Origin of the sequence: Pseudarthrobacter sp. N5 (assembly GCF_050157035.1) — a bacterium.
In the GTDB taxonomy this organism is placed as follows: Bacteria; Actinomycetota; Actinomycetes; order Actinomycetales; family Micrococcaceae; genus Arthrobacter.
The window spans coordinates 2,904,089-2,930,510 of the sequence record NZ_CP189593.1; the positions used below are offsets into that span (position 1 = coordinate 2,904,089).

24 protein-coding genes are annotated in these 26,422 nt (G+C 62.7%); 10 read left to right on the forward strand and 14 right to left on the reverse strand.

Going from position 1 to position 26,422, the window contains the following annotated elements; all coding sequences use genetic code 11:
* Positions 1-47 precede the first annotated feature (47 nt).
* Both ACQCST_RS13970 and ACQCST_RS13975 read right to left on the reverse strand, forming a co-directional pair.
* Complete coding sequence (locus ACQCST_RS13970) at positions 48-1,361, reverse strand: AAA family ATPase (RefSeq protein ID WP_426996348.1); 1,314 nt, start codon at positions 1,359-1,361, stop codon at positions 48-50.
* Positions 1,361-2,002, reverse strand: coding sequence for a hypothetical protein (locus ACQCST_RS13975; RefSeq protein WP_426996349.1), 642 nt, complete (start codon positions 2,000-2,002; stop codon positions 1,361-1,363). Before ACQCST_RS13975 ends, ACQCST_RS13970 begins: the two co-directional genes overlap by 1 nt.
* Positions 2,003-2,159: 157 nt before the next feature.
* Here ACQCST_RS13975 and ACQCST_RS13980 point away from each other — a divergent pair, with 157 nt between their 5' ends.
* Positions 2,160-2,375: a helix-turn-helix domain-containing protein gene (locus ACQCST_RS13980; RefSeq protein WP_426996350.1), complete on the forward strand. Its 216-nt coding sequence runs from the start codon at positions 2,160-2,162 to the stop codon at positions 2,373-2,375.
* A 15-nt stretch (positions 2,376-2,390) separates the two neighbouring features.
* Here ACQCST_RS13980 and ACQCST_RS13985 read toward each other — a convergent pair whose 3' ends face one another.
* On the reverse strand, positions 2,391-2,966 hold the full coding sequence (locus ACQCST_RS13985) for a hypothetical protein (RefSeq protein ID WP_426996352.1): 576 nt from the start codon (positions 2,964-2,966) through the stop codon (positions 2,391-2,393).
* A 149-nt stretch (positions 2,967-3,115) separates the two neighbouring features.
* Between ACQCST_RS13985 and ACQCST_RS13990 the strand changes: the two genes are divergently transcribed.
* Positions 3,116-3,961 carry a LysM peptidoglycan-binding domain-containing protein gene (locus tag ACQCST_RS13990; protein WP_426996353.1) on the forward strand — a complete coding sequence of 282 codons (846 nt, stop codon included), beginning with the start codon at positions 3,116-3,118 and terminating at the stop codon, positions 3,959-3,961.
* A gap of 38 nt (positions 3,962-3,999) precedes the next feature.
* Positions 4,000-4,434, forward strand: a complete 435-nt coding sequence (locus ACQCST_RS13995; protein WP_426996354.1) for an Rv3235 family protein — start codon at positions 4,000-4,002, stop codon at positions 4,432-4,434.
* Positions 4,435-4,555: 121 nt separating this feature from the next.
* Here the strand turns inward: ACQCST_RS13995 and secA are convergent, their stop codons facing one another.
* The 7 genes from secA to mtrA form a co-directional block, all read right to left on the reverse strand.
* The gene (secA, locus tag ACQCST_RS14000) at positions 4,556-7,291 is read right to left on the reverse strand and encodes a preprotein translocase subunit SecA (RefSeq protein WP_426996355.1); all 2,736 of its coding nucleotides are present in this window, start codon (positions 7,289-7,291) and stop codon (positions 4,556-4,558) included.
* Between the two features lie 47 nt (positions 7,292-7,338).
* A complete protein-coding gene (locus ACQCST_RS14005) occupies positions 7,339-8,523 on the reverse strand; it encodes a winged helix-turn-helix domain-containing protein (protein WP_426996356.1) in 1,185 nt (394 codons plus the stop codon).
* 116 nt (positions 8,524-8,639) lie between these two features.
* On the reverse strand, positions 8,640-9,365 hold the full coding sequence (gene hpf, locus ACQCST_RS14010) for a ribosome hibernation-promoting factor, HPF/YfiA family (RefSeq protein ID WP_426996357.1): 726 nt from the start codon (positions 9,363-9,365) through the stop codon (positions 8,640-8,642).
* A gap of 136 nt (positions 9,366-9,501) precedes the next feature.
* A complete protein-coding gene (locus ACQCST_RS14015) occupies positions 9,502-10,158 on the reverse strand; it encodes a ComF family protein (protein ID WP_426999185.1) in 657 nt (218 codons plus the stop codon).
* A gap of 381 nt (positions 10,159-10,539) precedes the next feature.
* Positions 10,540-12,258 (reverse strand): LpqB family beta-propeller domain-containing protein, encoded by a 1,719-nt coding sequence (locus tag ACQCST_RS14020; protein ID WP_426996358.1) that lies wholly within the window; start codon positions 12,256-12,258, stop codon positions 10,540-10,542.
* Positions 12,255-14,033, reverse strand: coding sequence for an MtrAB system histidine kinase MtrB (gene mtrB, locus ACQCST_RS14025; RefSeq protein WP_426999186.1), 1,779 nt, complete (start codon positions 14,031-14,033; stop codon positions 12,255-12,257). Before mtrB ends, ACQCST_RS14020 begins: the two co-directional genes overlap by 4 nt.
* 127 nt (positions 14,034-14,160) lie before the next feature.
* Positions 14,161-14,835: an MtrAB system response regulator MtrA gene (mtrA, locus tag ACQCST_RS14030; protein ID WP_426996359.1), complete on the reverse strand. Its 675-nt coding sequence runs from the start codon at positions 14,833-14,835 to the stop codon at positions 14,161-14,163.
* Between the two features lie 608 nt (positions 14,836-15,443).
* Here mtrA and ACQCST_RS14035 point away from each other — a divergent pair.
* From ACQCST_RS14035 to ACQCST_RS14060, 6 genes are all read left to right on the forward strand, one after another.
* A complete protein-coding gene (locus tag ACQCST_RS14035) occupies positions 15,444-16,403 on the forward strand; it encodes a hypothetical protein (protein WP_426996360.1) in 960 nt (319 codons plus the stop codon).
* Positions 16,393-17,049 (forward strand): DUF4129 domain-containing protein, encoded by a 657-nt coding sequence (locus ACQCST_RS14040; protein ID WP_426996361.1) that lies wholly within the window; start codon positions 16,393-16,395, stop codon positions 17,047-17,049. The genes ACQCST_RS14035 and ACQCST_RS14040 overlap by 11 nt, the downstream gene beginning before the upstream one ends.
* The gene (locus tag ACQCST_RS14045; protein WP_426996362.1) at positions 17,046-18,182 is read left to right on the forward strand and encodes a DUF4350 domain-containing protein; all 1,137 of its coding nucleotides are present in this window, start codon (positions 17,046-17,048) and stop codon (positions 18,180-18,182) included. The genes ACQCST_RS14040 and ACQCST_RS14045 overlap by 4 nt, the downstream gene beginning before the upstream one ends.
* On the forward strand, positions 18,179-19,222 hold the full coding sequence (locus ACQCST_RS14050; RefSeq protein WP_426996363.1) for an AAA family ATPase: 1,044 nt from the start codon (positions 18,179-18,181) through the stop codon (positions 19,220-19,222). The genes ACQCST_RS14045 and ACQCST_RS14050 overlap by 4 nt, the downstream gene beginning before the upstream one ends.
* Before the next feature lie 4 nt (positions 19,223-19,226).
* Complete coding sequence (locus tag ACQCST_RS14055; protein WP_426999187.1) at positions 19,227-20,519, forward strand: DUF58 domain-containing protein; 1,293 nt, start codon at positions 19,227-19,229, stop codon at positions 20,517-20,519.
* 77 nt (positions 20,520-20,596) lie between these two features.
* The gene (locus ACQCST_RS14060) at positions 20,597-21,310 is read left to right on the forward strand and encodes a DUF4166 domain-containing protein (RefSeq protein ID WP_426996364.1); all 714 of its coding nucleotides are present in this window, start codon (positions 20,597-20,599) and stop codon (positions 21,308-21,310) included.
* A gap of 13 nt (positions 21,311-21,323) precedes the next feature.
* Here the strand turns inward: ACQCST_RS14060 and ACQCST_RS14065 are convergent, their stop codons facing one another.
* Together ACQCST_RS14065 and ACQCST_RS14070 are read right to left on the reverse strand one after the other, a co-directional pair.
* On the reverse strand, positions 21,324-22,346 hold the full coding sequence (locus ACQCST_RS14065) for a hypothetical protein (RefSeq protein WP_426999188.1): 1,023 nt from the start codon (positions 22,344-22,346) through the stop codon (positions 21,324-21,326).
* Between the two features lie 59 nt (positions 22,347-22,405).
* Positions 22,406-22,843: a chorismate mutase gene (locus tag ACQCST_RS14070; RefSeq protein WP_426996365.1), complete on the reverse strand. Its 438-nt coding sequence runs from the start codon at positions 22,841-22,843 to the stop codon at positions 22,406-22,408.
* Between the two features lie 116 nt (positions 22,844-22,959).
* On the opposite strand from ACQCST_RS14070, the gene ACQCST_RS14075 reads away from it, so the two are divergent.
* Positions 22,960-23,616, forward strand: a complete 657-nt coding sequence (locus ACQCST_RS14075; RefSeq protein WP_426996366.1) for an NADPH-dependent F420 reductase — start codon at positions 22,960-22,962, stop codon at positions 23,614-23,616.
* Between the two features lie 61 nt (positions 23,617-23,677).
* Here ACQCST_RS14075 and ACQCST_RS14080 read toward each other — a convergent pair whose 3' ends face one another.
* Both ACQCST_RS14080 and ACQCST_RS14085 read right to left on the reverse strand, forming a co-directional pair.
* Complete coding sequence (locus ACQCST_RS14080) at positions 23,678-25,402, reverse strand: ABC transporter ATP-binding protein (protein ID WP_426996367.1); 1,725 nt, start codon at positions 25,400-25,402, stop codon at positions 23,678-23,680.
* Positions 25,399-26,421 (reverse strand): ABC transporter permease, encoded by a 1,023-nt coding sequence (locus ACQCST_RS14085; protein ID WP_426996368.1) that lies wholly within the window; start codon positions 26,419-26,421, stop codon positions 25,399-25,401. Before ACQCST_RS14085 ends, ACQCST_RS14080 begins: the two co-directional genes overlap by 4 nt.
* Position 26,422 lies beyond the last annotated feature (1 nt).

Genomic DNA, 26,422 nt, shown 5'->3' on the forward strand with positions numbered 1-26,422 from the left:
CTCCATCACAAGTTCATGGCTGCATCCTTGCAGCCCTCATGGTGAGCCTAGCCCTTTAGACGACGCTTCGCTGTGGAAGAAAATACAGAGGATCGGCGGTTTTGCTGGACAGGTGCACAAACCAAGGCTGCGATGGCTCCGCGAATCCGTGACTCGGGTGCCGCCTCCAGAAGCAGCGAGCCTGCAAGTAATGCCGCGTCCGTGGCAGCCTGGTCAGACGGCAGAAAGGCGGTGATCCCTGACGCCGGCCCGTACCTGTCCCAGGCCTCCCGGAGCTGCCGCTCCGGAGTCCTTCCCACAGCTGCTGCGCGGACTTTGTTCATGACCACGAGCGGGGACACATGCGGCACCGCCGCTTCCAGTTCCGCGAGCCCGCGGACCAGACGTGGAACACCGACCGGATCTGCCGAGCCGATCGCATAGACGGTGTCCGCGAGCTCTAGGCTGCGCAGTGTTGCCGCGTTTCGCCTCGGCGCCATGGTGTCAAAGCTCAGCTCTTCGTCAGCTTCCAGGCAGAAACCGGTGTCCACAACCACAACATCGGCGATTTCCTTCGCCCGCTCCAGTACCAGCGACAGTGCTGTGGCGCGCAGTTCCGTCCATCGGTCCGCCCGGGTGATTCCGGTCAGGACCAGGAACGTTCCTGACTTCGTGGCCACCGGCGTGGCAATGCGCAACAGAGCAGCCTGGTCCAGGATTCCCTGGTCGGCCAACCTACATGCCTGAGCCAGTCCAGCTGCCTCATCCAGGAGCCCGAGCACGGCAGCCACGCTGGCGCCGTAACTGTCCGCATCAACGAGCAACACGGATTTTCCTTCCGCTGCGAGCTCGCCGGCAATGTTGGCGGCGACAAGGGTGCGCCCCGGGGAGCCGGCTGGACCCCACACGGCGATGATCTGCCCCGTTCCGGCGGCGGCCGGAACTGGATCCGCGGTGTCAGGTAATGGGCGAAATGCGGCTCCAGTGTCTGCGAAGCCGCTTTCAAACGACCTCCCGTGGCCGGATCCTGTGCCGGTCAGCTGGGCTACGGCGTCCGAAATGCGGGCAGCCAGGACTGCAGACTCCACACCGGACAGGGCCGACGAAACACCAATGCCACGCAGTCTCGCGGCCTCTTCCGGGCTGTCAGTCAGCGCGATGATGGCAACGCCCACTGCCCCCAGCCTGTCAACGAGCGAGGCAGTCAGTTGTTGGCTGCCTTCCGCAACCACGGCTGCCCTCGCGAGTCCGCTCTGGCACGCTGCGAGCAATTCGGTCAGTTCGGTGCACCGGCGGACTACCGTAACAGGCCCGTGGAGCCGTTCGAGGCCACCCACAAGGTCTTCCTGCGACTGCCCCACTGTCACCACTGGAATACTCATCAGGACCCGCCGCCCGGGTTCCAGACAGCAGAAATCTTTGCCTTGTTAGCCTGGGCACCCAGCAGGGCGGGCATTTGACCGTCGCCGACCAGGATCATGAGCACCGTGAATTTCGATGAACCAAGGGCTGAAGAGCCTGGCGTCAACTGGGCAATTTCGGCTCCGGGCAGCAACAGCTTGGGTTCACTGAAGCCACTCCGGGCGTCGGGGAGCGCCACCCAGACATCGACGCGGGTCCCCGCCACTGCCTGGACCGGCAGGGCTTCTTCGATGGTCAGGGCCACCGGCTTCCGGTTAAGTGCATCCACCTTCCCTAGGCTCTCCCGCGGAAGCAGTTGATCCTTTCCGATGCGCTGCACCGCGACCGTCTCCTCAGGCAACCCCGATTCAACCGTGACATAGTGATCTTCCACATCGCCCAGTCTCACCTTGACCCTGTTGACGTTGTCCGGTGTCAGCTTTTCGCCCACTCCGATCCCGTCCCGCGCAGAATAGACGTCGGTGGTCTGGTCCGCACTGCCCACCAGCGCAATCACGCCAACGACGGATGCCAGCACCAGCAAAACGCCGACGAGGAGCCGCGGATCCTTCCACGACGGTTTTTTCAGCCGCACCCCCGTGGCCGGTGTGGAAACACTCATGCGTATTGCTCCCCCTGTGGTTGCCACTCCGGCAGCTGGCTGCGCCGGACATCATCATTGTGACGGCAACCGGGCTGGAACTGAAAGTCACAGGCCCAAACACCACCAAACTGTGGATAACCGCATCAACTGGCATCAATGATGGCAAAATGGATTCATGCCCCGATTTCTCACCCTCGCAGATGTTGCCGAACAGCTCCAGATCAACTCACCGGCTGCCTATTCACTGGTCCGCAGCGGCGAGCTCAAGGCCATCCAGGTGGGCGGCAGGGGCCAATGGCGGGTTGAGGAAACAATGCTGGAGCAGTACATCGAGGAGCGCTATGCCGAGGCCGGCCGCATGATCGAGGAATCCAAGTCCAAGTCGGTCTGATCCGCTGACCGCACTTTATTGGAGGTCGCCGGAGCGCAGCGACCTCAGCGCCGCCAACGCGCCGAATGGGACGGTCGAGATCTGACTGACGTTGCCGGAACGGCGGACTTCTCCAGGCTGGGTCATGGCGAGGTCGAAGAAGTCCCTCCCCACCCGGTCAATCACACCAGTGAACGCCGCTTCACCGGCTGACCCGCGCGCCAGCAACACAGTGAGCCCGGATCTGTCGCGTGCCAGCCCACGCAATTCGCGGGCCAGTCCCAGCGTCCGCCTCACCTGCGACGGTTCTCCGATGGAGAACCTGCCGAGGCCGACATATCGTGCTGCCGATGCGTACGGGATCAGGACCTGGTGCAGTTCCTCGTTGAGGACTAAGGCGTCGGCACCCGCGTGGCTCAATGTGCCCTCAAATGTAGAACCGGACGCGAGATGCACGCCGATGCGCCGGCCGAGCGAGCCGCGGAGCCGGTCTGCCAGATCGATCGAAGCCGCATCCACCCTGGCCCGTTCGCTGACCTCGGATTCCAGCTCGAGCCTGTCTCCGGCCGCAAATTGTGCCTCCATGTCATCAAACAGAGCATCCCAACGCATTGCGTCAGCGTAAGCCGGATACCTTGGTGGGTCAATTTCGGATTTTTTAGCCATCGTCTAGACAAACTTCGCTCATCTAAGGCAAACTAGCTTCAAGTACATCAAACTGCATCAAAAAACATCAAAAGCTATGAAAGGAACTGAGAAGCATGCAAACACTGCATCCTCGGCCGCTCCGTTCAGATGCCGCCATGGCCGCCGTCATTTTGTCTCTCGGCATTTTCCTGGCCGTCACAGGGGCCGTGCTGATGGACCGATGGCGGGTTTCGGCCGCAAGGCAGCAGTCCCTCTCCTTTGAGGACCTGTTGGGTATGGCAGCCAACACGGTGGGGCTCGTTATGGTTGCCTGGTGGGTGCTGTCCTTGCTCATCGCTTTGGCTGCAGCTGTGCTGGAGCGGGCAGGCAGCCGGCGGGCCGCGGATGCAACGGGCCGATTCAGTCCTGCATTCATGCGGCGGCTGGCTCTCGCGGCACTCGGTATTCAGCTCATCTCAGCCCCAATGGCCAATGCTGCCGCCATCACACCAGGTTGGGGCCCCACGCAGGAAATGGCATATTCGGCTGCGTGGGCTCCAACCAGCGGACAGCAGCCCATCGGATCGCAGCAAGCCGCCGAGGCGTCTGCCGCGGCACTGCCCACGCGGCGCCTCCCAGCACTCCCGACGGCGACGCCGACCGGTGACACACAGCCGCTTCGTTCCGTCGCTCCCGAACCACAGTGGAAACCAGGTCCCTCCGCGCCGGAGCCCGGCCTGGTCATCGCCCGCCCCATTCGCACCGGCCAGGAGGCCACAGGGGAAAACTTTGGAAGCGTCACGGTACTTGCAGGCGACTCGCTCTGGAGCATTGCCGCCCGCGAACTTGGACCAGCGGCGTCCGACGTCGACATCGCCCTGTATTGGCCCCGTTGGTATCAAGCCAACCAGGACGCGATCGGCCAGAACCCCGATGTATTGCTGCCCGGCCAGATTCTCAAATCCCCGTCCGCGGCCTGAGGGCCGCTGCGTATCCGACTTCAAGCGAAGGAACCATCATGAGTGCAGTAACCTCGATCCGCACGCGTGCGGACTTTAACGCACCGCAGGAACCTCCGGTCCGCACGCTGCGGTCAACCGACGAAAACCAGGATATCTGCACCATCACGCGGAATACCGTCCAGGCTGCCATTGAAGTTCTCGCCGGGACCAGACCCGTCCATCAACTGGCACGCCGCCTCGATCAGCGCTGCCTTGCCGCACTCCAGCACCGCGCGTCCCTGATCCAGCGTGAGGCGGCCCGGACATCGTTGCCGGCATTGAAACGGCTCCATAAGAATCCAGCCGTCCGGTCCGTCCGGGCCTGTGAGGTATCAGCTGATGTGTACGAGGCGAGTGCCGTTGTAGTGGACGAACTACGCGCCCGTGCTGTCGCTGTCAGGCTGGAACGAAGCCGGCAGGTGTGGCGCGTCACCGCACTGGAAATTGGCTGAGACCCAGCCGCAGCAGCGCACGAAAAGAGCGGGGGCCCGGACCATCGTCCGGGCCCCCGCTCACGGCCTGACGGTTAACGGTCAGGCGTCAAGAGTGACAAGGAAAAAAGCGGTTGATGCGTCAGCGGCGCTTCTTCTTCGCCCCACGCTTGTTGTCCTGGGTTGCGGCTTTGGCCGGATTCCCTGAGCGCGCCGATGCTTTCCCCTCAACTCGAGTCTGGCTTGCACCGTCTTCACCGGGCGCGGTGTACTGCAGCTGAGCAGGCTTTTCCGGTGCCTCCAGGCCGGCCGCCCGGATCTGCGGTTCGTGGTGTTCCGTGTGCTGTCCCGCGCCGTCTGCGACAACGACGTCCTCCGCCGGCGTCACTTCGACTTCAAGGTTGTACAGAAATCCGACGCTCTCCTCCCGAATGGCTTCCATCATGGCCTGGAACATGGTGAAACCTTCGCGCTGGTATTCCACGAGAGGATCACGCTGGGCCATGGCGCGCAGACCGATGCCTTCCTTCAGGTAGTCCATTTCGTAGAGGTGCTCCTGCCACTTACGCCCGATCACTGAGAGCACCACGCGCCGCTCAAGTTCCCGCATGCTTTCGGAGCCAATTGCTTCCTCCCTGGCCTGATAGACCAGTCGCGCATCGGAGAGCAATTCCTCCTTCAGGAAATCGACGGTGATCCGGGACTTCCCGCCTGCTTCGTCGATGATGTCATGCTGCGTCACGCTCACCGGGTACAGGGTTTTGAGATTGGACCACAACTGGTTGAAGTCCCAGTCGTCTCCATTGCCTTCGGCCGTAGCCTCGTCGATAAATGCATTTACGGTGTCTTCCAGGAAGAACTGCACCTTCTCGTGGAGGTCGTCACCCTCGAGAATCCGTCGGCGGTCTCCGTAGATGGCCTCGCGCTGGCGGTTGAGCACATCGTCGTATTTCAGTACGTTCTTGCGCTGCTCTGCGTTCCGGCCCTCCACCTGGCCCTGAGCCGAGGCAATTGCCCGTGACACCAGTTTGGATTCCAGTGCAACATCATCGGGGACCGAACTGTTCATCAGCCGCTCGGCTGCACCCGAATTGAACAGCCGCATCAGGTCATCCGTCAGTGACAGGTAGAAGCGTGACTCGCCCGGGTCTCCCTGACGTCCGGAACGGCCCCGAAGCTGGTTATCGATGCGGCGCGACTCATGGCGTTCCGTTCCCAGAACGTAGAGACCACCGACTTCGAGCACTTCCTCGTGTTCGTCTTTGACCGCCTGGTTGGCAGCTTCCAGAGCGGCCGGCCATGCGGCCTCGTAGACCTCGGAGTTCTCTTCGGGGTCAAGCCCGTGCGTGGCCAAATCGGCGATGGCCGTGAACTCGGCATTTCCGCCAAGCATGATGTCAGTGCCGCGTCCGGCCATGTTTGTGGCAACAGTTACTGCGCCCTTTCGTCCCGCCTGGGCAACGATCGAGGCTTCCCGGGCGTGGTTTTTGGCGTTGAGGACCTCGTGCCGGATGCCTTCCTTGACCAGCAGCCTGGAGAGGTACTCACTTTTCTCAACGCTCGTGGTGCCAACCAGCACCGGCTGTCCCGTTTCGTGCCGTGACGCAATGTCCTTGACGACGGCTTCGAACTTGACCGTCTCATTCTTGAACACCATGTCAGATTGGTCGAGCCGTTGCATGTCACGGTTGGTCGGGATGGCCACAACGCCAAGTTTGTACGTGCTCATGAATTCGGCGGCTTCAGTTTCCGCGGTGCCGGTCATGCCGGACAGTTTGTCGTACATGCGGAAATAGTTCTGCAGAGTGACGGTAGCGAGGGTCTGGTTCTCCGCCTTGATCTCGACGCCTTCTTTGGCTTCGATCGCCTGGTGCATTCCCTCGTTGTAGCGGCGCCCGGCCAGGATGCGGCCGGTGTGCTCGTCCACGATCAGAACCTCGCCGTCGAGGATGACGTAGTCCTTGTCCCGCTTGAACAGCTCCTTGGCCTTGATGGCGTTGTTGAGAAAGCCGATCAACGGAGTGTTAGCTGATTCGTACAGGTTATGGATGCCGAGGTAGTCTTCGACCTTTTCAATGCCGGCCTCAAGGATACCGACCGTGCGCTTCTTCTCGTCGACCTCGAAGTCATGGTCCACCTGCAGGCGCAGGACCACCTTGGCGAACTCGCTGTACCACCGGTTCGTATCGCCCTGTGCCGGGCCGGAAATGATCAGCGGAGTGCGGGCCTCATCGATCAGGATGGAGTCAACTTCGTCAACGATGGCGAAGTTGTGGCCACGCTGCACGAGCTCTGACTGGTCCCAGGCCATGTTGTCGCGGAGGTAGTCAAACCCGAACTCGTTGTTCGTGCCGTAGGTGATGTCCGCGGCATACTGCTGGCGGCGGACAGCCGGGTCCTGATTTGAAAGGATGCAGCCACTGGTCAGGCCCAGGAACCGGTACACACGGCCCATCAGGTCGGACTGGTACTCGGCGAGATAGTCGTTCACGGTAATGACATGGACGCCGTTTCCGGTCAGGGCATTGAGATAGGCCGGAGCGGTGGCCACAAGAGTCTTGCCTTCACCGGTTTTCATCTCGGCGATGTTGCCCAGATGCAGCGCAGCCCCACCCATGAGCTGGACATCGAAGTGCCGCAGGCCGAGCGTTCTCGAGGATGCCTCGCGGACAGCAGCAAAGGCTTCAGGCAGCAGATCATCCAGCTTGTCGCCATCCTGATGGCGTCCGCGGAGCCGGTCAGTTTCTTCACGCAGTTCGGCATCCGTGAAGGACTTGAACGAGTCTTCAAGGGCGTTAATGGAATCGGCATAGTTCCGCAGTTGCCTCAGGGTTTTTTTGTCACCCGTACGGAGAAGTTTTTCGATAAGTGATGCCACGTGAAGTTGCTCCCAGTCTCATGCTGCCGAATTCTCGCGTGTTTAGTCTACGGGAGAGACACAGAGCACGTTGCGTCTGTTCCCTGAGAGCGGATACACCCGCCGGCCCCCTCCACAGCGGCCTCCAGTGCTCCGGCGAGGTTCCCTTCCGGGTACACCACAACACTGTCCAGCCCTAGCCATTTGGCCATCAAGGTTAGTTCGGCGGCAAGTTCGACGGCGGTGTCCGCCGGCGCATCCGGCTCGACATGGGACGCCTTGGCCAGGAGCCGGCTGCCCGCGCGGTCAGCTTTAAGGTCCACCCTGGCCACAATGCTGTCGCGAAGCAGGAACGGCAAAACGTAGTAGCCGAACTGCCTTTTCGGCTGAGGCGTGTAAATTTCGATCCGGTAGTGGAACCCGAATAGTTCCTCGAGTCGCCGACGTTCGAAGACCAGCGAATCAAAGGGACTGAGCAGCGCGCGGCCAGTAGCCGCGCGCGGCAGCTTCGCATCGGCGTGGCGGTACAGAGGTCTGTCCCAACCCTTAACTGTGACAGGAACAAGCCGCCCGCGGCCCATCAGATATTGCACTGAGCCGGCGGCGGCCTTCACGGGTGTCCGAAAGTAGTCGGCGAAGCACTTTACCGTTCCTATTCCATGGGCACGGGCAGCCGCGTCGATCAGCCGGTGCATGGCCACCGAGGGGTCCCCCGCGTTTTCCACCCAGGCACCGGAGCCTGGCAGTACGCTCGCCGTCAGGGCATACCGTCGTTCAAACTGTTCCGTCCGTGAAGCAGCTGAGACGAGGCCTTCTTCAAACAAGTGCTCAAGAACTCTCTTGACGGCGTTCCAGTTCCAGCCCCAGTTGGCTCTTTGCCGGTCCTCGACATGTCCCAACCTCGCCGTCAATTCCGTGGCGGTCATGGGCCTGCCCATGGCCAGCGCTTCCAGGATCTGCCCGGCAACCCCCTCGCGGAGCACCGGATCCATAGTGCCGGCTCCCACCCACTTCCGGTTCTGCCACATCAAGAGATCCTGGAAATGTTCCGGGCGGATAAAACTTGCCTCGTGTGCCCAGTACTCCATCATGCGCCGCGGATGGCGTCCCGCCATGCGTTCCAGAATGCTCCGGTCGTAGTCCCCGAGTCGCGAGAAAAACGGCAAGAAGTGGCTTCGGGACACCACATTGACGGAATCGATCTGAACCAGCCGAAGCTGGGCAAAGGTACGGCCCACCGTCCGTGATGTCACGGGACCAGCGGGCCGTCCTTTGTCCAATCCTTGGGCTGCCAGTGCGATCCGCCGCGCCTGTGACAGGCTCAGCGAAGCGCCCACATCAATCCTTTCGTCGGAAAATCTGCATCGACCTAGGCGGTGGCAGCTTGGTCATCAGACCGGTAGGCGTGGATCTTTTCCTCCAGCGCGGTTTCACCCGGCTCGCAATCCTGATCCAGGGTAATCACGCCATAGGTCCAGCCACGTCGCCGGTAGACCACCGAGGGCGCGTTGGTGGCCTTGTCCACAAAGAGGTAAAAGTCGTGCCCCACAAGTTCCATGTTGTCCACAGCGTCGTCGAGGGTGACTGATGCAGCGGGGAAGACTTTCCGGCGGATCAGCACCGGAGAATTTCCGGCAGGAATATCATTCTCTACGTCGTAAGGAGACTTGTCAGCAGCAACTGCCGGGGACTCACCACTGTGGCTGGCCTGAACATAGAGTGGTTCGTTGGCGCTTGCCGGCTCCAGCTCGGCGGTAGCCTCACGGACAGCCTTGGGAGTATGGCGGCCGTGGTGAACCTTCTTGCGGTCCTTGGCCCTGCGGAGCCGCTCAAGCAGTTTGTTGTATGCGAGATCGAACGCCGCGAATTTGTCTCCGGCACTGGCTTCGGCCCGGATCACCGGGCCACGGCCCAGGACTGTCACTTCTACGGTGAGCTGGTCGCCAGTCTGGCGTGCATTCGTTTCCTTTGAAACCTTCGCATCGACCCGCTGGACCTTGTCCCCCAGCGATTCTATCTTTGAGATCTTCTCGCCGGCGTACTCGCGGAAGCGGTCTGAGACCGTCAGATTTCGTCCGCTGATCATGAACTCCATGGTGCCCTCCAAATGACTTCGGTGACACGACGGCGGCACTTCCCGGGGCCGATCTGCTTGACAGTCGAGCCCCTTTCCGAGCCGCCATCGACAGGTACATCTGTTCTTGGTACCCATAACCGACGTTAGTTCATAGCTACGGGTTATTCATCCTTTCGTCACTTATTTTTTTGTATGTCGACACCTCATCCGGGCGCACCCGGGGATATACGACGGGCAATACCGATGCATCCGGCGGGCGTGTCGCAGCGAGGACCACGGCGCCCCGGACGATGCCTCCTGCCAGATGCACTGCCCGTGCAGCCTCGGCGAGAGTCGCTCCGGTGGTAAGTACGTCGTCGACAATGATGCAGGGGCGTCCCCGGATTGCAGCCGTGTGCCGGCCGGGCGGCACACGCATCGAATCCCTAACCCGCCGCGCACGGGCACCCCGGCCCAGACCTTTTTGTCCGCTGGACAGCCGCTCCCCGCTCCCCCGGCGGCTGGACTTCCGCAGGACACCATGCACGCTCATTCCCCGCAACATGTTGCGTCGCCGGATGCTGCCGAGCAGCAGGTGGACCGGACTGAACCCGCGCTTACGGAAGGCTTTATTGCTGCTGGGGACTGGCACCAGACACAGCCCGTTCGCGTCGCCGGCAGCTGCGTGGATGGCGCGGCCGAGTCCCTTGGCCAGGACCGTTGCCAACTGGCGCTGGCCGTGTCTCTTGAAGGACAGCACTGCTTGTGCCAACTCTTCACGGTAAACGCCTGCAGCCACGACGGGCAGTATTGTGCTGCCGTCCATGTCCATCAAGGCAGGAGCCTGCGTTTCTGCCCTGAACGGACTGCGCATCAGGCCCCGGACCTGATGCGCGCACACCGGACAGAGAGCAAGATCTTCAACTCCGCAGCACACACAATCAACAGGCACGGCCAAGGCCATGAGTTCAGCCATCGCCCCGACTGCCAGTTCAAGTGCCCGAAGGACCCTTTGCTGATGTTCGCTGCGGTGCTTTGCCGCAGATGCACAGTGAGGCAGCAGGTCAGGGTCTCCCGAAGCCGGCAGAACATCCTTGCCATTGTTGATTTGAAAGCTGTCCACGAGCCTATGGTCCCGCAGCCGGCACCGGATCTGAACCTTCGGGGGCACCTATGTGGACAAGCTATCTTCGGAGTTCTTCCGCCGGATCATTTATCCCGGGAACGAGGGATCGATCGGCCCTTTCAATTGCGGCGACCAGCCGTTACCGAGCCGCTGGAAAATGCCGTCCTCCGACTGCCCGTATATTTCCTCAGGACCATTGCCGGCGCTGATCGCGACGAGGTCCGGCCACGGAGCCAGGAGCTGCGGCTGCGCCGAGGTCAGGGACAAAAGCTCCGGTATGACGTTGGCAGACGCCGACCCCTTCATGACTGACACTGTGGAGTCATTGACCCAGACGCCCTGGTCCGGGTCGCTGGCCGTGACCAGGGTAATTGGAGCCGTCAGTTCCTTGGGAGTCCCGTCGGCCGCCCGGATAATGCCGGTCACCTGGACTCGGGCCTTGCCGTTCTGTTCGGATATCACCAGCGCGCGGGTGCCCTCGCGGGACACCCTGAAGTCAGTCACTTTCCTTCCAGCCAGCCAGTAGGGTGCCAAAGTCACAGTGGGGACCGCGGCACCTTCAGCCACGCCGGTGGGCCGGAAAGCCACCAGCTCAGTGGCCCCGTTGGCACCGGGGCCCGCAGTCCAGACCCAGTCCTTCAGGCTGAATGACGGATGGGTCAGTGTACTCCGGGTTGTCAGCGCCCTGGCGGGCTGTCCGGGGACCATGGAGTACAGAGTGGTGCGGCTCCCATTGAGGAAAGCCACGGATTGCGATACCGGCGACTCTGCCGGCGCCCGTGGCCCCAGCGCCGACACCGGCTGCATGTCGGGCAGGGGCGAAATCTTGTTGTTCTCGTAGCGCACCAGCTCGTTGTTGCTGACGGCGATCTGGCGGGCGGGTACGTTTTTGTCGCGCACGGGCGGCAACACCGACCCGTTGTCCTCAACCCGCACCAGATCCTGATTGGCACGAAGCTCGACGTTGATGACATCCGGCTGGCTGCGGAACGTGAGTGCCAGCTGCGTCTGCATCCGAAGCCTGTCCTCGGCGGAGGCCTCGGTCAGCTCCTTGGCGGTAAGGTCTACCTGCGCAGCGCCCGAAACCACAGGCACTGATTCCCGCGCCAGTTTCATACCTGACGGAAACGCGCTGACAACGGCGCCCTTAAGATACGGCGAGGGGCCGCCAAGCAACGCGCTGGTCATGGACTTGACAGTTTTCTTCCTGATGAACCAGCGGACATCAGGCACCGCATAGGTGAAGCTGGGATCATAGAAATAGATCGGATATGCCCCATAGATCACTTTGAATGTTTCCTCGGGGATGGCCGTCCCGTCCGGAATTTCGGATATCCGCCACTGTCCGTCCACCTGGGTCAGCGTAGCTGGAATGCTTTCTTTGGTGCCCTCCGGCAGCTGTGTTGCCACGCCGTCGGCGTTCACCGAGTACGCAACGTCCAGCACATAATTGAAGACATTCTCAACTCCTGTCTTCACCACCTGGGCCGAGCGGAAAACGAGAGCCCGCTGGTCCGGTTTCCAGGAAACGGACGCAGCCTGGGTCAGGTACTGCCGCGCCACGGCGTAGTCATCCTCATAACCGCTGCCTGCACTGTAGAAGCCCTCAATTTCCGATTCGGGGCTCGCTCCCGCCCGCGGCGCCTCCGGGAAAAATGCCGGGACGTTGATGTTTCCGGCACTTTCGTCGGTGCTTTTGCCCACCGGACCGGACCTGGGAATCTGCGCGCAGGATGAGAGAAGCAGGGCAAGGACGGTCAATGCCGCAAGCACGGCATTCTTCGGCCGCCCGGATACAGCTCTCATGGCTTTTCCTTCGCTCCGGCCGATTCCGGCTGTTGGGACGTCCCGGGTGCTGCTGGGTCAAGTGCAGGACGGGGGTCAAGGATCAACATGGTGCGTTGCGGCGCGGAGCCCGGCAGGGCGACATCCACCGGTTCCAGCAGGAGCGGGGACTTCGCGATAGCGTCGCCCTGTCTGAGCGGAACAGTCAGGCGGAAATTGGAGCCTGTCCCCTTGTTCCCCCAAGCCTGCAGCCAACCATTGTGGAGTTTGGTATCTTCCGTGGCGATTGACAGCCCGAGTCCGCTCCCGCCGGTGGTGCGGGCACGGGCCGGATCTGCGCGCCAGAACCTGTCGAATACCCTCGCGGCTTCGGCCGGATTCATGCCGATTCCGTGATCCCGCACGGCCACTGCCACCGCGGATTCGTTGGCCGCCACTGAGATATTGACGGGCTTGCCTTCGCCGTGTTCGAGGGCGTTCAGGACTAGGTTGCGCAGGATCCTGTCGATCCGCCGGGCATCCATCTCCACCACAATGGTTCCGGCGGGGGCATTGAGGGTGACTTCGGAACCATACTCGGCCGCGACGGGTGCCACGCCGTCCATCACGTGCAAGACAACCTGCAGGATATCCGCCGGTTCGGCGTCGAGCATTGCCACACCGGCGTCAAAGCGCGAGATTTCCAGCAGATCGGCCAGCAGCGATTGGAACCGTTCCACTTGGTTATAAAGGAGCTCGGCGGAGCGCTTGTTGATGGGGTCAAAGTCGTGGCGCGCGTCGTACAACACCTCGGCAGCCATCCGGACCGTCGTCAGCGGCGTGCGGAGCTCATGCGAGACATCTGAAACAAAGCGCTGCTGCATCTGGGACAGGGTGGCCAGTTGAGTGATCTGTTCCTGAAGGCTGGCTGCCATGTGGTTGAAGGAAGCCCCGAGGCGCGCCACTTCGTCTTCACCTTTGACCACCATGCGCTCTTGAAGCTGCCCTGCCGCGAGTTTCTCCGACACCAACGCTGCGTGGCTCACGGGGCTGACAACATTTCGCGTAACATACCAGGCGATCGCGCCGATCATCAGCACCAGGACGGCACCGCCTGCCCACAGAACGTTCTGGATCTCGTTGAGGGTCTGCTGCGCCGTGTTCAGGTCGTAAATGAGATACAGCTCGTAAACGGTGCCGTTAAACGTCACTTTGTTTCCGACCGCGATCCCGGGCCGGTCCTCAGTTCGCACCGGAAATTCAGTGGAGGCCCAGTATTGGTCCTTGCCCGAGTCCTGTACGGCCTTGCGCAGTTCCGGCGGGATGACGCTGACGGTCAATTGATCTGACGCCCGTGACTCCACCCAGCGGTTTCGAGGCTTGGTCTGCTGCGGCATCGCCTCGAAAACGTATCGGCGCTGAATCACGGATCCCCGGCCTTCCACAGCGTTCAGGGTGTCGTAGACCAACGTGATAACGCTGGACTGATCGGTGACCTGCGCGCCGTCGAACGTGTCCTGCACCTGCTTGACGTTGTAGCGCGTCTCGGATTCGGCCTGGGTCAGGCGTTCTTGGAAGAGGTTGTTGGCAATCTGGTTGGAAAGGTAGGCACCCACCACGGCGAAGGAACTTACAGACAGCAACAAAGTGGTCAACACTGTCCGGAACTGCAGGGAACGCCGCCACCGGCGGTGAAGGGCCCTCGCCAGAAAACGGATCGCAGGAAAGAGCCGGCTGAGGCCAACGCGGATGAGACGTGCCACGCGCAGTGCAACGATCAGCACCCGGCGGGTCCAGATCCGGGCGCGCGACGGCAGCTGGGAGAGGCCCGCTGCAAGCGCATCGGTGTGCTCCGGGGCCGGATGGTGCGGCGGGATGGGGACTGAACCCGACTGCCCGGACGGGGCACCCTCCGGAATGCCGGTGGTATCTCTTCCCGATGGTTCAGGAACCCGCTTTGTAGCCGACACCACGAACCGTCAATACTACTTCGGGGGCTTCAGGGTCGCGCTCGATCTTCGACCTCAGACGCTGAACATGGACATTCACCAACCGCGTGTCGGCCGCATGCCGGTAACCCCAGACCTGCTCAAGCAGGAGCTCCCTGGTAAACACCTGCCAGGGTTTGCGGGCCAGTGCAACAAGGAGATCGAATTCCAGCGGGGTCAGTGAGATGCGTTCACTGCCCCGGCTCACGAGGTGGCCGGCGACGTCAATGGTGATATCTGCAATGCGCAGGGTTTCCGGCGCCTTCTGATCCCCCGGACGCAGACGGGCACGGACCCGTGCCACGAGTTCAGCAGGCTTAAACGGCTTGGGTACATAGTCGTCGGCACCCGATTCGAGGCCGCGGACAACATCGGACGTATCCGACTTGGCGGTAAGCATCACGATGGGGACGTCGGACTCCGCACGGATCTGGCGGCAGACTTCAATGCCGTCGATGCCCGGGAGCATCAGGTCCAGCAACACAAGCTCCGGCTTGGAGGAACGGAAAATTTCCAGCGCCTGCCCGCCGTCCGCGCAAAAGACCGGCTCAAAGCCGTCGTTGCGCAGCACAATGCCGATCATCTCAGCGAGCGCCTCGTCATCGTCAACTACCAGAATGCGTGCCTTCATAGTTATATATTCCCTCATTGCATTGCCTTTGTCCCGCTGACCGCTTCCACGGCATGGCGTGGAAGGAACCTACCGGTATCGGGCAGAGACGACGTCAACCTCCATGGGTACTACAGGTGGCCACGCGGTGAGGGAAAAAGTGAGGCGATGGATCGCGCATCAGGCTATGACGCCCGACGGCGGAACTATAGGCTGGGTGCGTGCCGGGATTTTGCCGGCATCCAGCGGCCGGATGGCGGCGTCGGGTGCCGCGCCGACGGTACCTGGCCCGAATCTTGTGGGGCCGAATCTTGTGGGGAAGGAACAGCTTGTCGCAGCCAGAGCCGAATACGGAGCCACCAGGGCAACAGCCACAGCAGCATGGTGCCCTTCCGCCATGCGGCGGTCAGCCGCCATACGATGGCGGCCAACCACAATGGGGCGGCCAACCACAATGGGGCGGCCAATCACAGTGGGGCGGCCAACCACAATGGGGCGGCCAACCACAATGGGGCGCGCCGCCGTCGGGCACGTTCGCCGCGAATATGCCACCCTACCGGCAGCCGCTCTACGTGGCCCCACCCAAACCCGGCATAGTACCCCTGCGACCGCTGATGTTCGGGGAATTCATGGACGGTTCTTTCCAGACCATCAGGCGCAATGCCGCGTCCATGCTGGGGTCTTCTCTGCTGGCTCAATCGGTGGGCGTCATTGTTACCGCAGTCGTCACCGCCTTTGCCACCGTCTCAGCCGGGTCGCTGGCTTCCTGGTTTGAGAGCAGAAGCGACTCTGATCTGGCGGCGCTGGGCTTCGGCGTCGCGGGAGGCCTTCTCCTGGTGGCGGCGCTCACACTTGTCATCTCGGCTGTTCTTCAAGGGGCCATGGTGGTCCCGGTGGCACGCTCCATCCTCAACCGCCAAACGGGATTCAGGCAGATGTGGGCATTGGCCCGTCCGAGCGCAGGTGCACTTATCCGCTTGGCGGGAATACTCTTTGCCGCCACCATGCTGGCATCAGGACTTCTTGTTCTTGTGTCGGCGCTCCTGATCGCGTCGCTGGGCGGAGTGGCCATCTTGATTGTTATGCCGCTGGCTCTGGGGCTATTTGTGCTGATGATCTGGATCTACATCAAGTTGATGGTTGCCCCGGCAGCCATTGTTGTGGAACAGATCGGCGCATTGGACGGAATCCGCAGGTCCTGGGGCCTGACTCGTGGCCACTGGTGGCGCATCCTGGGAATCACGCTTGTAGTCAGCATCATGGTGGGCGTCATCGCGCAGATTGTAATGATTCCCATCAGCCTGCTCTCCGGGTTCCTCACGGCTGTGGTGTCCCCGCACGGCGGTCAAGGGCAGGCCGCCGCCGTGGCCGTGGCGGCCGGTGTCGTGTCCGCCATAGTGGCTGCTCTGGTGGGGGCTGTGGGATACGCCTTCCAGACCTCCGTGATGGCTCTCCTGTACATGGATCTCCGCATGCGAAAAGACGGCCTTGACATCGAGCTGCTGCGACTTCTCGAGTCAGGGGCAGACCCCCACGGAGTTCCCGGGCGAGGCCTGCCGAGTTATGGGGCAACAGCGGATGCAGCTTGAACCGCCGGTAGTCCCAGGCAGCGACGAGGCACGCCGTTGGGCCAGGGAGGAATTGTCAAAACCCGAATACCGAAATGCCGAGCCTGGCTGGCTGGATACCGCATGGAAACAGCTGATGGACTGGCTCCACTCCCTGGATGGCAGCGGCACCGGCTTGGACGGGACGGTGGCCGCTCCCCTGGTCGGCGTGGCCGTTGCCGTTCTTGTCGGGATAGCCATCGTTCTTGCCCGCCCGAGACTCAATGCGCGGCGCCGGCCGCCATCTGAAGTGTTCGACGCCGGCATAACAGTGAGTTCCGCCGGTTACCGCGCGCGCGCTGCCGCCGCCGCGGCCAGGCAGGACTGGCGCGCCGCCGTCGTCGAACAGTTCCGGGCGGTGGTCCGCGCCGCCGAAGACCGTGACATCCTGGATCCCCGCCCAGGCAGAACGGCCGATGAAATGGCTGCGCAACTGGCCGGGGCCTTCAATCCCGCCGCGGGCCCGCTGAACGAAGCAGCCCATGTTTTTGACGCAGTGCGCTACGGCGGTGCCGATGCTGACTCGGGGGACTACGTCGCCATGGTGGGGCTGGACCATCTGCTGGCGTCGCTGAAACCAACAGCGGACCGCGCCGGCGCTAAAACTCCGTCGGTCCCCGGATCATGAGTACCTTTCACTCATGGATTCTCCGCCACAGGGCGTGGGCAGCCATCCTCGCGGTATTTTCCGCTGCCCTTGTCATCACGCTGGTTACGCAGCTAACGCCCCGCGGTGACGGCGTTCCGCTGTCCGTCCTCAATGCCGCACCCGACGGTGCAATGGCCGTCGCTGAGATTCTTGGCAAGCAGGGTGTCGACGTCCAGCCCTCCGGTTCATTCCCGGAAACCATGACCGCCCTGCGCGCCCGGCCGGGTGCGACTGTTCTGCTCTACGACCGCAACGGATTCCTGGACCCGGATCAGTTGGCGCAGCTGATGAAGTCGGGCGGGCGAACGGTAGTAGTGACGCCGCGGCTCAACACCCTGACCGGCCTGGGCGGCGTGATCCGCCAGTCCGGCGTCGTCCCGGCGTCCGCCATTACCCTCGACGCCGGATGCAGCGTTCCCGACACCGCCTCCGCCGGCCCCATCACGGCGGACTCCGGATACCTCTACACCGGCGGCACGGTCTGTTACCGGCCGTTCGGCACGGGTGGTGGAATGTACGCGTCCTCAGCTGACGGGAAGCTCGTCGTGCTGGGCAGCACAGGTATTATCAGCAACAACCGGCTTGCTGACCACGGCAATGCCGCGCTGGTCCTGCGGACTCTGGGGTCCGACAGGAACCTGATCTGGTACTTCCCTGGTCTTGCGGACGTCACAGCAGGCGGCTCGCCTCCGACCCTCGATGAACTTGCACCGGAATGGGCGGCCTTCCTGGGTCCCTGGCTGGCATTTGTGGCGCTCCTGGCCATTTTGTGGCGCGGCAGGCGGCTCGGTCCGCTGGTGTTCGAGCCGCTTCCTGTCATCGTGAAGGCCGTTGAAACCGCGGAAGGACGGGCCCGGCTTTATCACGACGCCCACGCGGTGGACCGCGCACGCCACAATCTCCGCGCCGGCACGCTTGTCCGTCTGGCAAAGACCCTCCGGCAAGGGGCAGACGCCGGAACAGCCGACGTCGTCGCAGCCGTGGCCGATTATCTGGGCAGACCCCTGGCCGAGACGGACAGGCTGCTCAATGCCGTTCCGCGGAACGAAACAGAACTGCTGCAGTGGGCACAGGAACTGGACAGACTAGAAAAAGAGGTAGACGCCAGATGAACGATCAGCCCAGTGGCTCCGCACATGGCGGTTTCGGCCCCGGCGAGTCACCCGTAAGAACTTTGGCTCCGGCGGCTCCGGCACGGGACCCGGACCCTGTACGCCAGGCGTTGCTGGATGTCAGGCGCGAGGTGGCCAAGGCGGTAGTGGGCCAGGACTCCACCGTCACTGGCCTGCTCATCGCGTTGCTCTCGCGCGGTCATGTATTGCTCGAAGGTGTGCCGGGAGTCGCGAAGACTCTGCTGGTCCGCTCGCTCTCCGCTGCCCTGAGCCTTGATACCAAACGCGTCCAATTCACTCCGGATCTGATGCCGGGCGACGTCACAGGATCACTGGTCTACGATGCCCGATCCGCTGAGTTCAGCTTCCGGACGGGCCCCGTTTTCACGAACATCCTCCTGGCCGACGAGATCAACAGGACCCCTCCGAAGACGCAGGCGTCACTCCTGGAAGCGATGGAAGAACGCCAGGTATCGGTGGATGGCGTCTCGAGACAACTCCCGGTGCCGTTTATTGTGGCGGCCACGCAGAACCCCGTGGAGTATGAAGGTACCTACCCCCTGCCCGAGGCACAGCTTGACCGTTTCCTGCTCAAACTCACCATGCATCTGCCGGGGCGATCTGACGAGATCGAGGTCATCCGGCGGCATGCCATAGGATTTGACCCGCGTGATCTTATGGCAGCGGGAGTCCGTGCCGTGGCCGGGCCGGATGAGCTGGAGCAGGCACGGCACGCCGTAGCCGCCGTAACCATGGCGCCGGAGATTCTTGGCTACATTGTTGACCTGGTCCGGGCAACCCGATCCGCTCCGTCTTTCCAATTGGGTGTGTCGCCGCGTGGCTCCACTGCACTTCTGAATACGTCCAGGGCATGGGCCTGGCTTTCCGGCCGGACCTTCGTCACCCCGGACGATGTCAAGGCCCTGGCGCTCCCCTGCCTGCGCCACCGGGTTGCGCTGCGGCCCGAAGCCCAGATGGACGGTGTTCAGGTGGATGATGTCCTGGGCAGCATCCTGGCATCTGTTCCTGTTCCTCGCTGACACCATGGCGATCTCCGGGCGGTTCGTGCTCCTGTCCTTTCTGGGCCTGGTACCGGTTGTGCTGTTTCCCGGCTGGCTGACAGTGCTGCTGGTGCTGGCGGTCTTGGGTGCGGTGCTCCTGCTCGAGCTGGGTCTCGCAGCGTCCCTCCAGGACGTGGAGCTGGAACGCAGGACGCCCGGAAACGTCACCCTGTCAGAGACTGCTGATTCGGTTCTCACAGTCCGGAACCACGGGACGCGAAGTCTTCGGGCGCTGGTCCGCGATGCCTGGCAGCCGTCGGCCGGAGCGGAAAACGCGCGGCAGGATCTTGATGTGCCGGCCGGAGAAAAGCGGCGCATGACCGTAACGCTCCGGCCGGTCCGGCGCGGGGATCTGAGGGTCACCAACGTCACTATGCGTTCATTCGGCCCGTTGGGGCTCGCCGCGCGTCAAAAAACAATGGCCTGTTCCGGATCCGTCCGGGTCCTGCCGCCGTTCAACGCCCGCCGTCACCTTCCGTCAAAACTGCGCAGGCTACGCGAACTTGATGGAAAGGCAGCGGTGCAGATCCGCGGCGCCGGGACCGAGTTTGATTCACTCCGGGATTACGTCCGCGGCGACGACGTCCGCTCCATTGACTGGCGCGCCACCGCCCGCCAGTCAGCTGTAGTGGTCCGGACGTGGCGCCCGGAACGCGACCGGCGCGTGGTCATAATGCTGGACACCTCGCGCACAGCAGCAGCCAGGATCGACGACGAACCGCGCCTTGACACCGGTATTGAGGCGGCACTGTTGTTGGCGGTTCTGGCCGAGCGCGGCGGTGACAGGGTGGATTTTTTTGCCTTTGACCGCAGAGTCCGCGGCAGGGCAGGCTCCACTGGCCGGGGCAATCTGCTGGGTCAGCTGGTGCAGGCGATGGCTCCCTTGGAAGCAGAGCTGATCGAGCTGGACTGGCAGCAGATCCCCGGCCAGATCCGGGCTTTGTCCCCGCACCGATCGCTGGTGGTACTCCTGACTTCCCTCGACGGGGGAGCCCCTGAGGAAGGATTATTGCCCATGGCGGCCCTGCTGGCCCGTCAGCATATGGTGGTTGTTGCTTCCGTGCGCGACCCGATGCTCGGAACCATGCTGCGGGAGCGCAATACTGCCACCGAGGTCTTCCGTGCAGCGGCAGCAGAACGTACGCTGCTTGAGCGGGAGGCTGTCAGTCTGCAGCTGCGGCAGCTGGGAGTCGAGGTTGTGGACGCCGAGCCACATCAATTGCCGCCGCTGCTGGCTGACAGCTACATCCGGCTCAAGGCCGCGGGCCGGCTGTGAACCCCTTCCCGGATTCCCGCCACTGCAGTTCCCCCACGGCAGTTCCAACACGAAGTCCCGCTATCAGGAGGCATCCGTTGACCATCCCGATTTACGAACAGGCCATAGGCCCCGAATTCTTCCGGCTTCAGCCTGAACTTCAGGAGTATTTTTCGCTTGCCCCCGGCTCCGGGCACTACGGAGTGGGCGAAGGGGTGTTCGACGTCGTGGGTTGCGGGCAGCGGTGGTTGCGGCCGCTGTTGCGGCTGACCGCGGGAGAGGAGGCATTCTTCCCGGAATACGGAGAGGCAGTCCGTTTCCGGATTGAAAACCACGCACATCTGGACCCCTACGGCCGCTCAAGCCTCACCGCCAGGCGTGAGATCTACTTTCCCGGCAGAACACGGCTGTTCCACGACACCACCAGCGCGCTGGGCACCCCTGGGCCGGCACGGCTGGTGGACTATCTGGGAAAGTACAGGAGGCTTGCCACCGACCTGAACTTGTCCGTCACGCCGGAGGGAAGGCTGCGGGGCATCTCCCGATCCTCCCGCCTGTTTCTGGGGAATGTCCGGCTCCGATTGCCTGCATTGTTGGATGCGAAGGCATATGCAGAACAGTGGTGGGACGCCACCGAAGGAGAACATGGCAGGCACAGGATCCAGGTGAAAGTCATCCAGCCCCAGATAGGCCTGGTCCTTGTCTACGCCGGCAGTTTTGACTACCGGCTGGAGCCCTACGCCGACGCCAACACCGCACCGGGGTTCCTCCCCCGCCACGCACAGCCGGTGCGCTGGGAGCGGAGACGCTAGATCTGGACCTCGGCTACCCGAGCGCCAATTGGTTGAGGCCATCCGCAAGCTGCGTGAGGCGGGTGAGTACGGCTGCAGCGGAGGACGGCGATTGACCGGCCAGCCCGGCAGCCGGTGTGACCCGGATAGTCCTGAGCGACGACGCCGGCAATCCCAGCTGGCGCCACGGACGCCAGACGGTATCCACGGCGTCTGCCACTTTGGGCATTGGGCCATTGTCCAGCTGCAGGGCACCTGCCCATAGCCGTTTCCCCATTTCCACGGCACCGGCGAGCTGCTCCCATTGACGGGAGGTCAGGGCCTTGAGCGGAACTGCGATGCCGTCAGCTCCCGCGGCAAGGATCCGATCGAAAGGGGCTTCGATTTCGGGGACTGACACGACGATTTCGGCAGCCCCCGCGGCGCGGACCGCATCGATCACCACCCGCCAGGAATCAGTGGCCTCTTGCCCGTCGATTGAACGGAGCGTCCGGTAACCGCTCGACGTCGGAATGGTTCCTGCCAAGACAGAGGCGATATCAGGTTCATCGATCTGGACCACGAGCCGCGCCCCTGGCACGGAACTGGCTACGCGCCTGAGGTAGTCGCCCACACCCGCCGCCAGCGAAGCTGCGATGTCGCGGCGGGCGCCGTAGTCGATCAGCGCCCGTTCCCCGTTATGGAGGTGAAGCCCGGCGGCAAGGCTGAGGGGGCCACATAACTGAACTTTGAACTCACCGGCCGGCTGGTCCTCTTCGCCGGCGACATCGGCCAGCACATTGATGTCGGTGGAGAGCGCGGATCTGGCGCGCAGCAGGTCGCGTCCCGGCCGGTCAACTATCCGCCAGCCATAGGGCTGGACGTCAACGGACATCTCCACAAGCAGCGACGCCGTGCGTCCCAGTGGATCAGAGCCCACGCCGCGGTCCGGCAGCTCCGCCAGGAAGGGCAAGTGCGGGCCACCCAGTTCCCCGCGGATGATGCGGGTGGATTCCACCGGGTCTTCCCCGGGCCAGGGGCCAAGAGCGGTCGCCGTGACCTCAGCCGGACCCGTAATCCCGCCCTGTTCCGGTGCGCTGCCCGACGGCCCGGCTCCCCGCTGTGACGGAACCACGGTCAGGCGTCTACCGATGCTGCCGGGCTGGCGGGGTGCTTTGTACTGCCGGTCACCAGACTTTTCGTAGCGGCCTGGTGGTCCTCCGCGATGGCTTCGTGGTGCCGGATTACCTCGCCGATAATGAAGTTCAGGAACTTCTCGGCGAAGGCCGGGTCCAGGTGGGCGTCCTCGGCCAGACGGCGAAGCCGTGCGATCTGCGCCGTCTCACGCCCAGGGTCCCCTGCCGGAAGCCTGTGCGCCGCCTTGAGGAAACCGACCTTCTGGGTGGCCTTGAACCGCTCCGCGAGCAGGAACACCAGAGTGGCATCGATGTTGTCGATGCTGGACCGGATGGACAGCAGTTCTGTCATCACCGAGTTATCCACCTGCCCGGACAGGGAACTGGCGGCAGCGTCATAGGATTCAGCGTCAGGAAGATTCTGGTTCTGCTCGGTCATGCATCCAGTCTAGGGGCACGGCCTGGGTTTCCCCGTTGGTATCCAGCGGCTGCGCGGCCTCGCCGAAAGGCAGAGAATGGTTGTGTCCCATGTTGCGCCAAAGTTGGAGGTAGGACGTGAAAATTGCAGTTCTTGGAACCGGCGTTGTTGGACGGACGCTTGCAGGAAAACTGGCCACACTCGGACATTCCGTAACAATGGGGTCGCGGCACGCTGCGAACCCGGCGGCTCTGGAGAGGGCGGCCCTGGCCGGGCCGCCGGCCCGAGCGGCCACTTTCGCGGAGGCTGCCTCGGATGGCGAGCTGGTCATCAACGCCACCGGCGGGGCAGTGTCACTGGGGGTCCTGCAATCCGCGGGGGCGCACAATCTGTCCGGGAAGGTACTGATCGACGTCGGGAATCCATTGGACTTCTCCGCCGGATTCCCGCCGTCGCTCTCGGTCCATAACACCGACAGCCTGGCGGAAACCATCCAGCGGACGTTCCCGGAAACCCTGGTGGTCAAGGCGTTGAACACCATGCGGGCCGATCTGATGGTGGATCCGGACCGTCTGGCCGGCGGCGATCACGATGTCTTCCTTGCCGGGAACGATTCAGCAGCCAAGGAGCTGGTGTCAGGCATTCTCAGGGAGTTCGGCTGGCGCCCGGAGCACATCAGGGATCTGGGACCGCTTGAGGCCGCACGGGGGCTGGAAATGTGGATGCCGCTGTGGTTACGGCTTTATGCCCTGCAGGGCAACAGGATGTTCAACATCAAGGTGGTCTCGGACTGACCTTCGGCCCGACGGACATGCCCACCCTCGTAACGAAGGTGGGCAAGTCCCCGCTCGATGACTATCCAGGCCAGCCGCTGAGCAGTGCCCGGTGCTCTTCCCTGCGCCGGGCCTGCTCATCAGGATCGGGCACCGGCAGAGAAGCGATGAGCCGCTTGGTGTACTCGTGCTGCGGAGCACCCATCACCTGGTTCCCCAGGCCCTGCTCCACCAACTTCCCCTGGTAAAGGACACCCACCCAATGCGAGAGGATGTCCACCACCGCAAGATCGTGGCTGATGAACAATGCAGCGAAACCGAACTCCTGCTGGATCTCTTTGAACAGTTCCAGCACTTTCGCCTGCACCGAGACGTCCAGCGCCGACGTCGGCTCGTCTGCGATCAGCAGCTTGGGGTTCAGGATCAGCGCCCTCGCGAGCGAGGCCCGCTGGCGTTGCCCGCCGGACAGCTCGTGCGGGAAGCGTTCGGCGTACGACGCCGGCAACTGGACTGACTCGAGCAACTCACCAACACGTTTGCGCGCCTGCGCAGGTGTCGGGTTGCTGTGGATGATCAGCGGTTCGGCTACACAGTCGCCGATGGTGAGCTGCGGATTGAACGAGGCTGCGGGATCCTGGAACACGAACCCGATTTCCTTCCGGAGCGGCTTGAAGGTCCGCTCCTTAAGGTTCAGCATCTCGTAGCCCAGCACTTTGAGGCTGCCGCCGGTGGTCCGGCTCAGTCCCGCGATGGCACGGCCGATGGTGGTCTTGCCTGACCCCGATTCGCCGACGAGTCCAAAGACTTCCCCCTCTGACACTGTAAAGCTGACACCGTCAACTGCTTTGAATGAGGGGCTCCCCAAGCGCCCGGGGTACTCAATAGTCAGGCTTTTCGCCTCCACGAGCACGTTTCCGCCCTGATGGGCGCGCTCGATCATGCCTTCCGACGCGGAGTTCCGGCCAAGGTGGGGCACCGCGGCAAGCAGCTTTTTGGTGTAGTCCTGTTTCGGTTCGGCAAACAGGACTCTGGCCGATGCTTCCTCCACGACGTCGCCCTGATACATCACCACCACCCGGTCCGCGAGGTCAGCCACCACACCCATGTTGTGCGTGATCAGCACGATAGACGTGCCGTACTTGTCCCTCAGATCCCGCAGCAGTTCCAGGATTTCGGCTTGGACCGTGACATCCAGGGCAGTGGTGGGTTCGTCGGCCACGATCAGTCCGGGGTTCAGTGCCAGCGCGGCGGCGATGACCACACGCTGTTTCTGACCGCCGGAGAACTGGTGCGGATAGTAGTTGACGCGGGTCTCCGGGTCAGGGATGCCCACTTTGCGGAGAGCCTCGATGGCGCGGGACTTCGCTTCTTTGGCCGAGATGCGTTTTCCGCCTCTGCCGCCGGCATGGGCACGTATACCCTCCGCGATCTGCCAGCCCACGGTGAACACCGGGTTGAGGGCGGTCGAGGGTTCCTGGAACACCATGGCCACGTCACGCCCACGGATCTGGCGGAGCTTGGCAGCGCTGACGCTGATGACGTTGTTCCCGTTAATCAGCACGGCCCCATCGCTCGTGGCTGTTTCCGGCAACAGTCCCAGAATGGTCTTTGCGGTGACGGTCTTGCCGGAACCTGACTCTCCCACGATTGCCACCACTTCGCCTGGTTTGACGTCCAGGCTGACGTTCCTCACCGCGTAGACATCCCCGCCGTCGGTGGCGAAGGTGACCTTCAGATTGTCGATCTCAAGGACCGGGCGGCCACTTACCCTGTGTTCGTCTGATGCGGAACCGATATTGACGGTCATGGGGTCTCCGATTCTGCTGCCACTGCTGCCTGATGCGCCGCGCCTGCGTTGGGCCGGGTTTTACTTCCGGCGCGCTTGCGCCCGCGCAGCCTGGGATCGTTGAGGTCGTTGATACTTTCGCCCACCAGGGTCAGGCCCAGCACCGTCAGGACGATTGCCGTGCCGGGAAAGACACCGGTCCACCAGATGCCTGAAGTGGTATCTGAGAGAGCCTGTTTAAGGTCAAAGCCCCACTCAGCCGCGGAGCTCGGTTCAATGCCGAAGCCAAGGAAACCCAGGCCTGCCAGAGTCAGGATCGCCTCCGAGGCATTAAGCGTGAAGATCAGCGGAAGGGTGCGGGTGGCGTTCTTGTAGATGTGCCTGCTCATGATGCGGATGTTCGATGCGCCCACTACCTTGGCCGATTCCACGAAGGGCTCGGCCTTGAGCCGGATGGTCTCGGCCCGGATCACGCGGAAGTACTGAGGGATGAACACAACGGTGATGGAGATTGCCGCGGCAAGGATCCCGCCGAACAGGCTTGACTGGCCCCGGCTGATGACAATGGCCATCACAATGGCCACCAGAAGGGACGGGAACGCGTAGATTGAGTCCGCAATGACCACCAGTATCCGGTCCAGCCAGCCACCGATGTAACCACTAACGAGGCCGAGGATGACGCCGACGAAGATGGACAACAGCACAGCCACCACAATCACCATGATGGCTGTCTGCGTCCCCCAGACCACCCTTGAAAATACGTCGTAACCGCCAACGGTAGTCCCCCAGATATGCTTGCCGCCCGGCGGTTCCTGTGCCGGAAAACTGCCATCGGCGTCGGACAACTGGGAGAAGCCGAAGGGCGCTATCAGGGGTGCAAAAATGGCCGTGATCAGAAAGATCCCGGTCAGGACTAAGCCGGCCACCAGCATGCCGCGCTGCAGGCCCACGCTCTTGTTCAGGTGCGAGATGACCGGAAGACGCCGGAACCAGGGCGCCCGGGGGTTAGCCACCGGTGCCAGGCTTGAATTGACAGTCATA

What these genes read in the sequence shown, in the direction of transcription:
- ACQCST_RS14035 (WP_426996360.1), top strand. Translation starts at nt 15,444, where the DNA reads ATGGACGGTTCTTTCCAGACCATCAGGCGCAATGCCGCGTCCATGCTG.
- ACQCST_RS13980 (WP_426996350.1), top strand. Translation starts at nt 2,160, where the DNA reads ATGCCCCGATTTCTCACCCTCGCAGATGTTGCCGAACAGCTCCAGATC.
- ACQCST_RS14040 (WP_426996361.1), top strand. Translation starts at nt 16,393, where the DNA reads ATGCAGCTTGAACCGCCGGTAGTCCCAGGCAGCGACGAGGCACGCCGT.
- ACQCST_RS14055 (WP_426999187.1), top strand. Translation starts at nt 19,227, where the DNA reads ATGGCGATCTCCGGGCGGTTCGTGCTCCTGTCCTTTCTGGGCCTGGTA.
- mtrA (WP_426996359.1), bottom strand. Translation starts at nt 14,835, where the DNA reads ATGAAGGCACGCATTCTGGTAGTTGACGATGACGAGGCGCTCGCTGAG.
- hpf (WP_426996357.1), bottom strand. Translation starts at nt 9,365, where the DNA reads ATGGAGTTCATGATCAGCGGACGAAATCTGACGGTCTCAGACCGCTTC.
- ACQCST_RS13990 (WP_426996353.1), top strand. Translation starts at nt 3,116, where the DNA reads ATGCAAACACTGCATCCTCGGCCGCTCCGTTCAGATGCCGCCATGGCC.
- ACQCST_RS14050 (WP_426996363.1), top strand. Translation starts at nt 18,179, where the DNA reads ATGAACGATCAGCCCAGTGGCTCCGCACATGGCGGTTTCGGCCCCGGC.
- ACQCST_RS14045 (WP_426996362.1), top strand. Translation starts at nt 17,046, where the DNA reads ATGAGTACCTTTCACTCATGGATTCTCCGCCACAGGGCGTGGGCAGCC.
- ACQCST_RS13985 (WP_426996352.1), bottom strand. Translation starts at nt 2,966, where the DNA reads ATGCGTTGGGATGCTCTGTTTGATGACATGGAGGCACAATTTGCGGCC.
- ACQCST_RS14020 (WP_426996358.1), bottom strand. Translation starts at nt 12,258, where the DNA reads ATGAGAGCTGTATCCGGGCGGCCGAAGAATGCCGTGCTTGCGGCATTG.
- ACQCST_RS14085 (WP_426996368.1), bottom strand. Translation starts at nt 26,421, where the DNA reads ATGACTGTCAATTCAAGCCTGGCACCGGTGGCTAACCCCCGGGCGCCC.
- ACQCST_RS14015 (WP_426999185.1), bottom strand. Translation starts at nt 10,158, where the DNA reads ATGGACATGGACGGCAGCACAATACTGCCCGTCGTGGCTGCAGGCGTT.
- ACQCST_RS13995 (WP_426996354.1), top strand. Translation starts at nt 4,000, where the DNA reads ATGAGTGCAGTAACCTCGATCCGCACGCGTGCGGACTTTAACGCACCG.
- ACQCST_RS13975 (WP_426996349.1), bottom strand. Translation starts at nt 2,002, where the DNA reads ATGAGTGTTTCCACACCGGCCACGGGGGTGCGGCTGAAAAAACCGTCG.
- ACQCST_RS14080 (WP_426996367.1), bottom strand. Translation starts at nt 25,402, where the DNA reads ATGACCGTCAATATCGGTTCCGCATCAGACGAACACAGGGTAAGTGGC.
- ACQCST_RS14070 (WP_426996365.1), bottom strand. Translation starts at nt 22,843, where the DNA reads ATGACCGAGCAGAACCAGAATCTTCCTGACGCTGAATCCTATGACGCT.
- ACQCST_RS13970 (WP_426996348.1), bottom strand. Translation starts at nt 1,361, where the DNA reads ATGAGTATTCCAGTGGTGACAGTGGGGCAGTCGCAGGAAGACCTTGTG.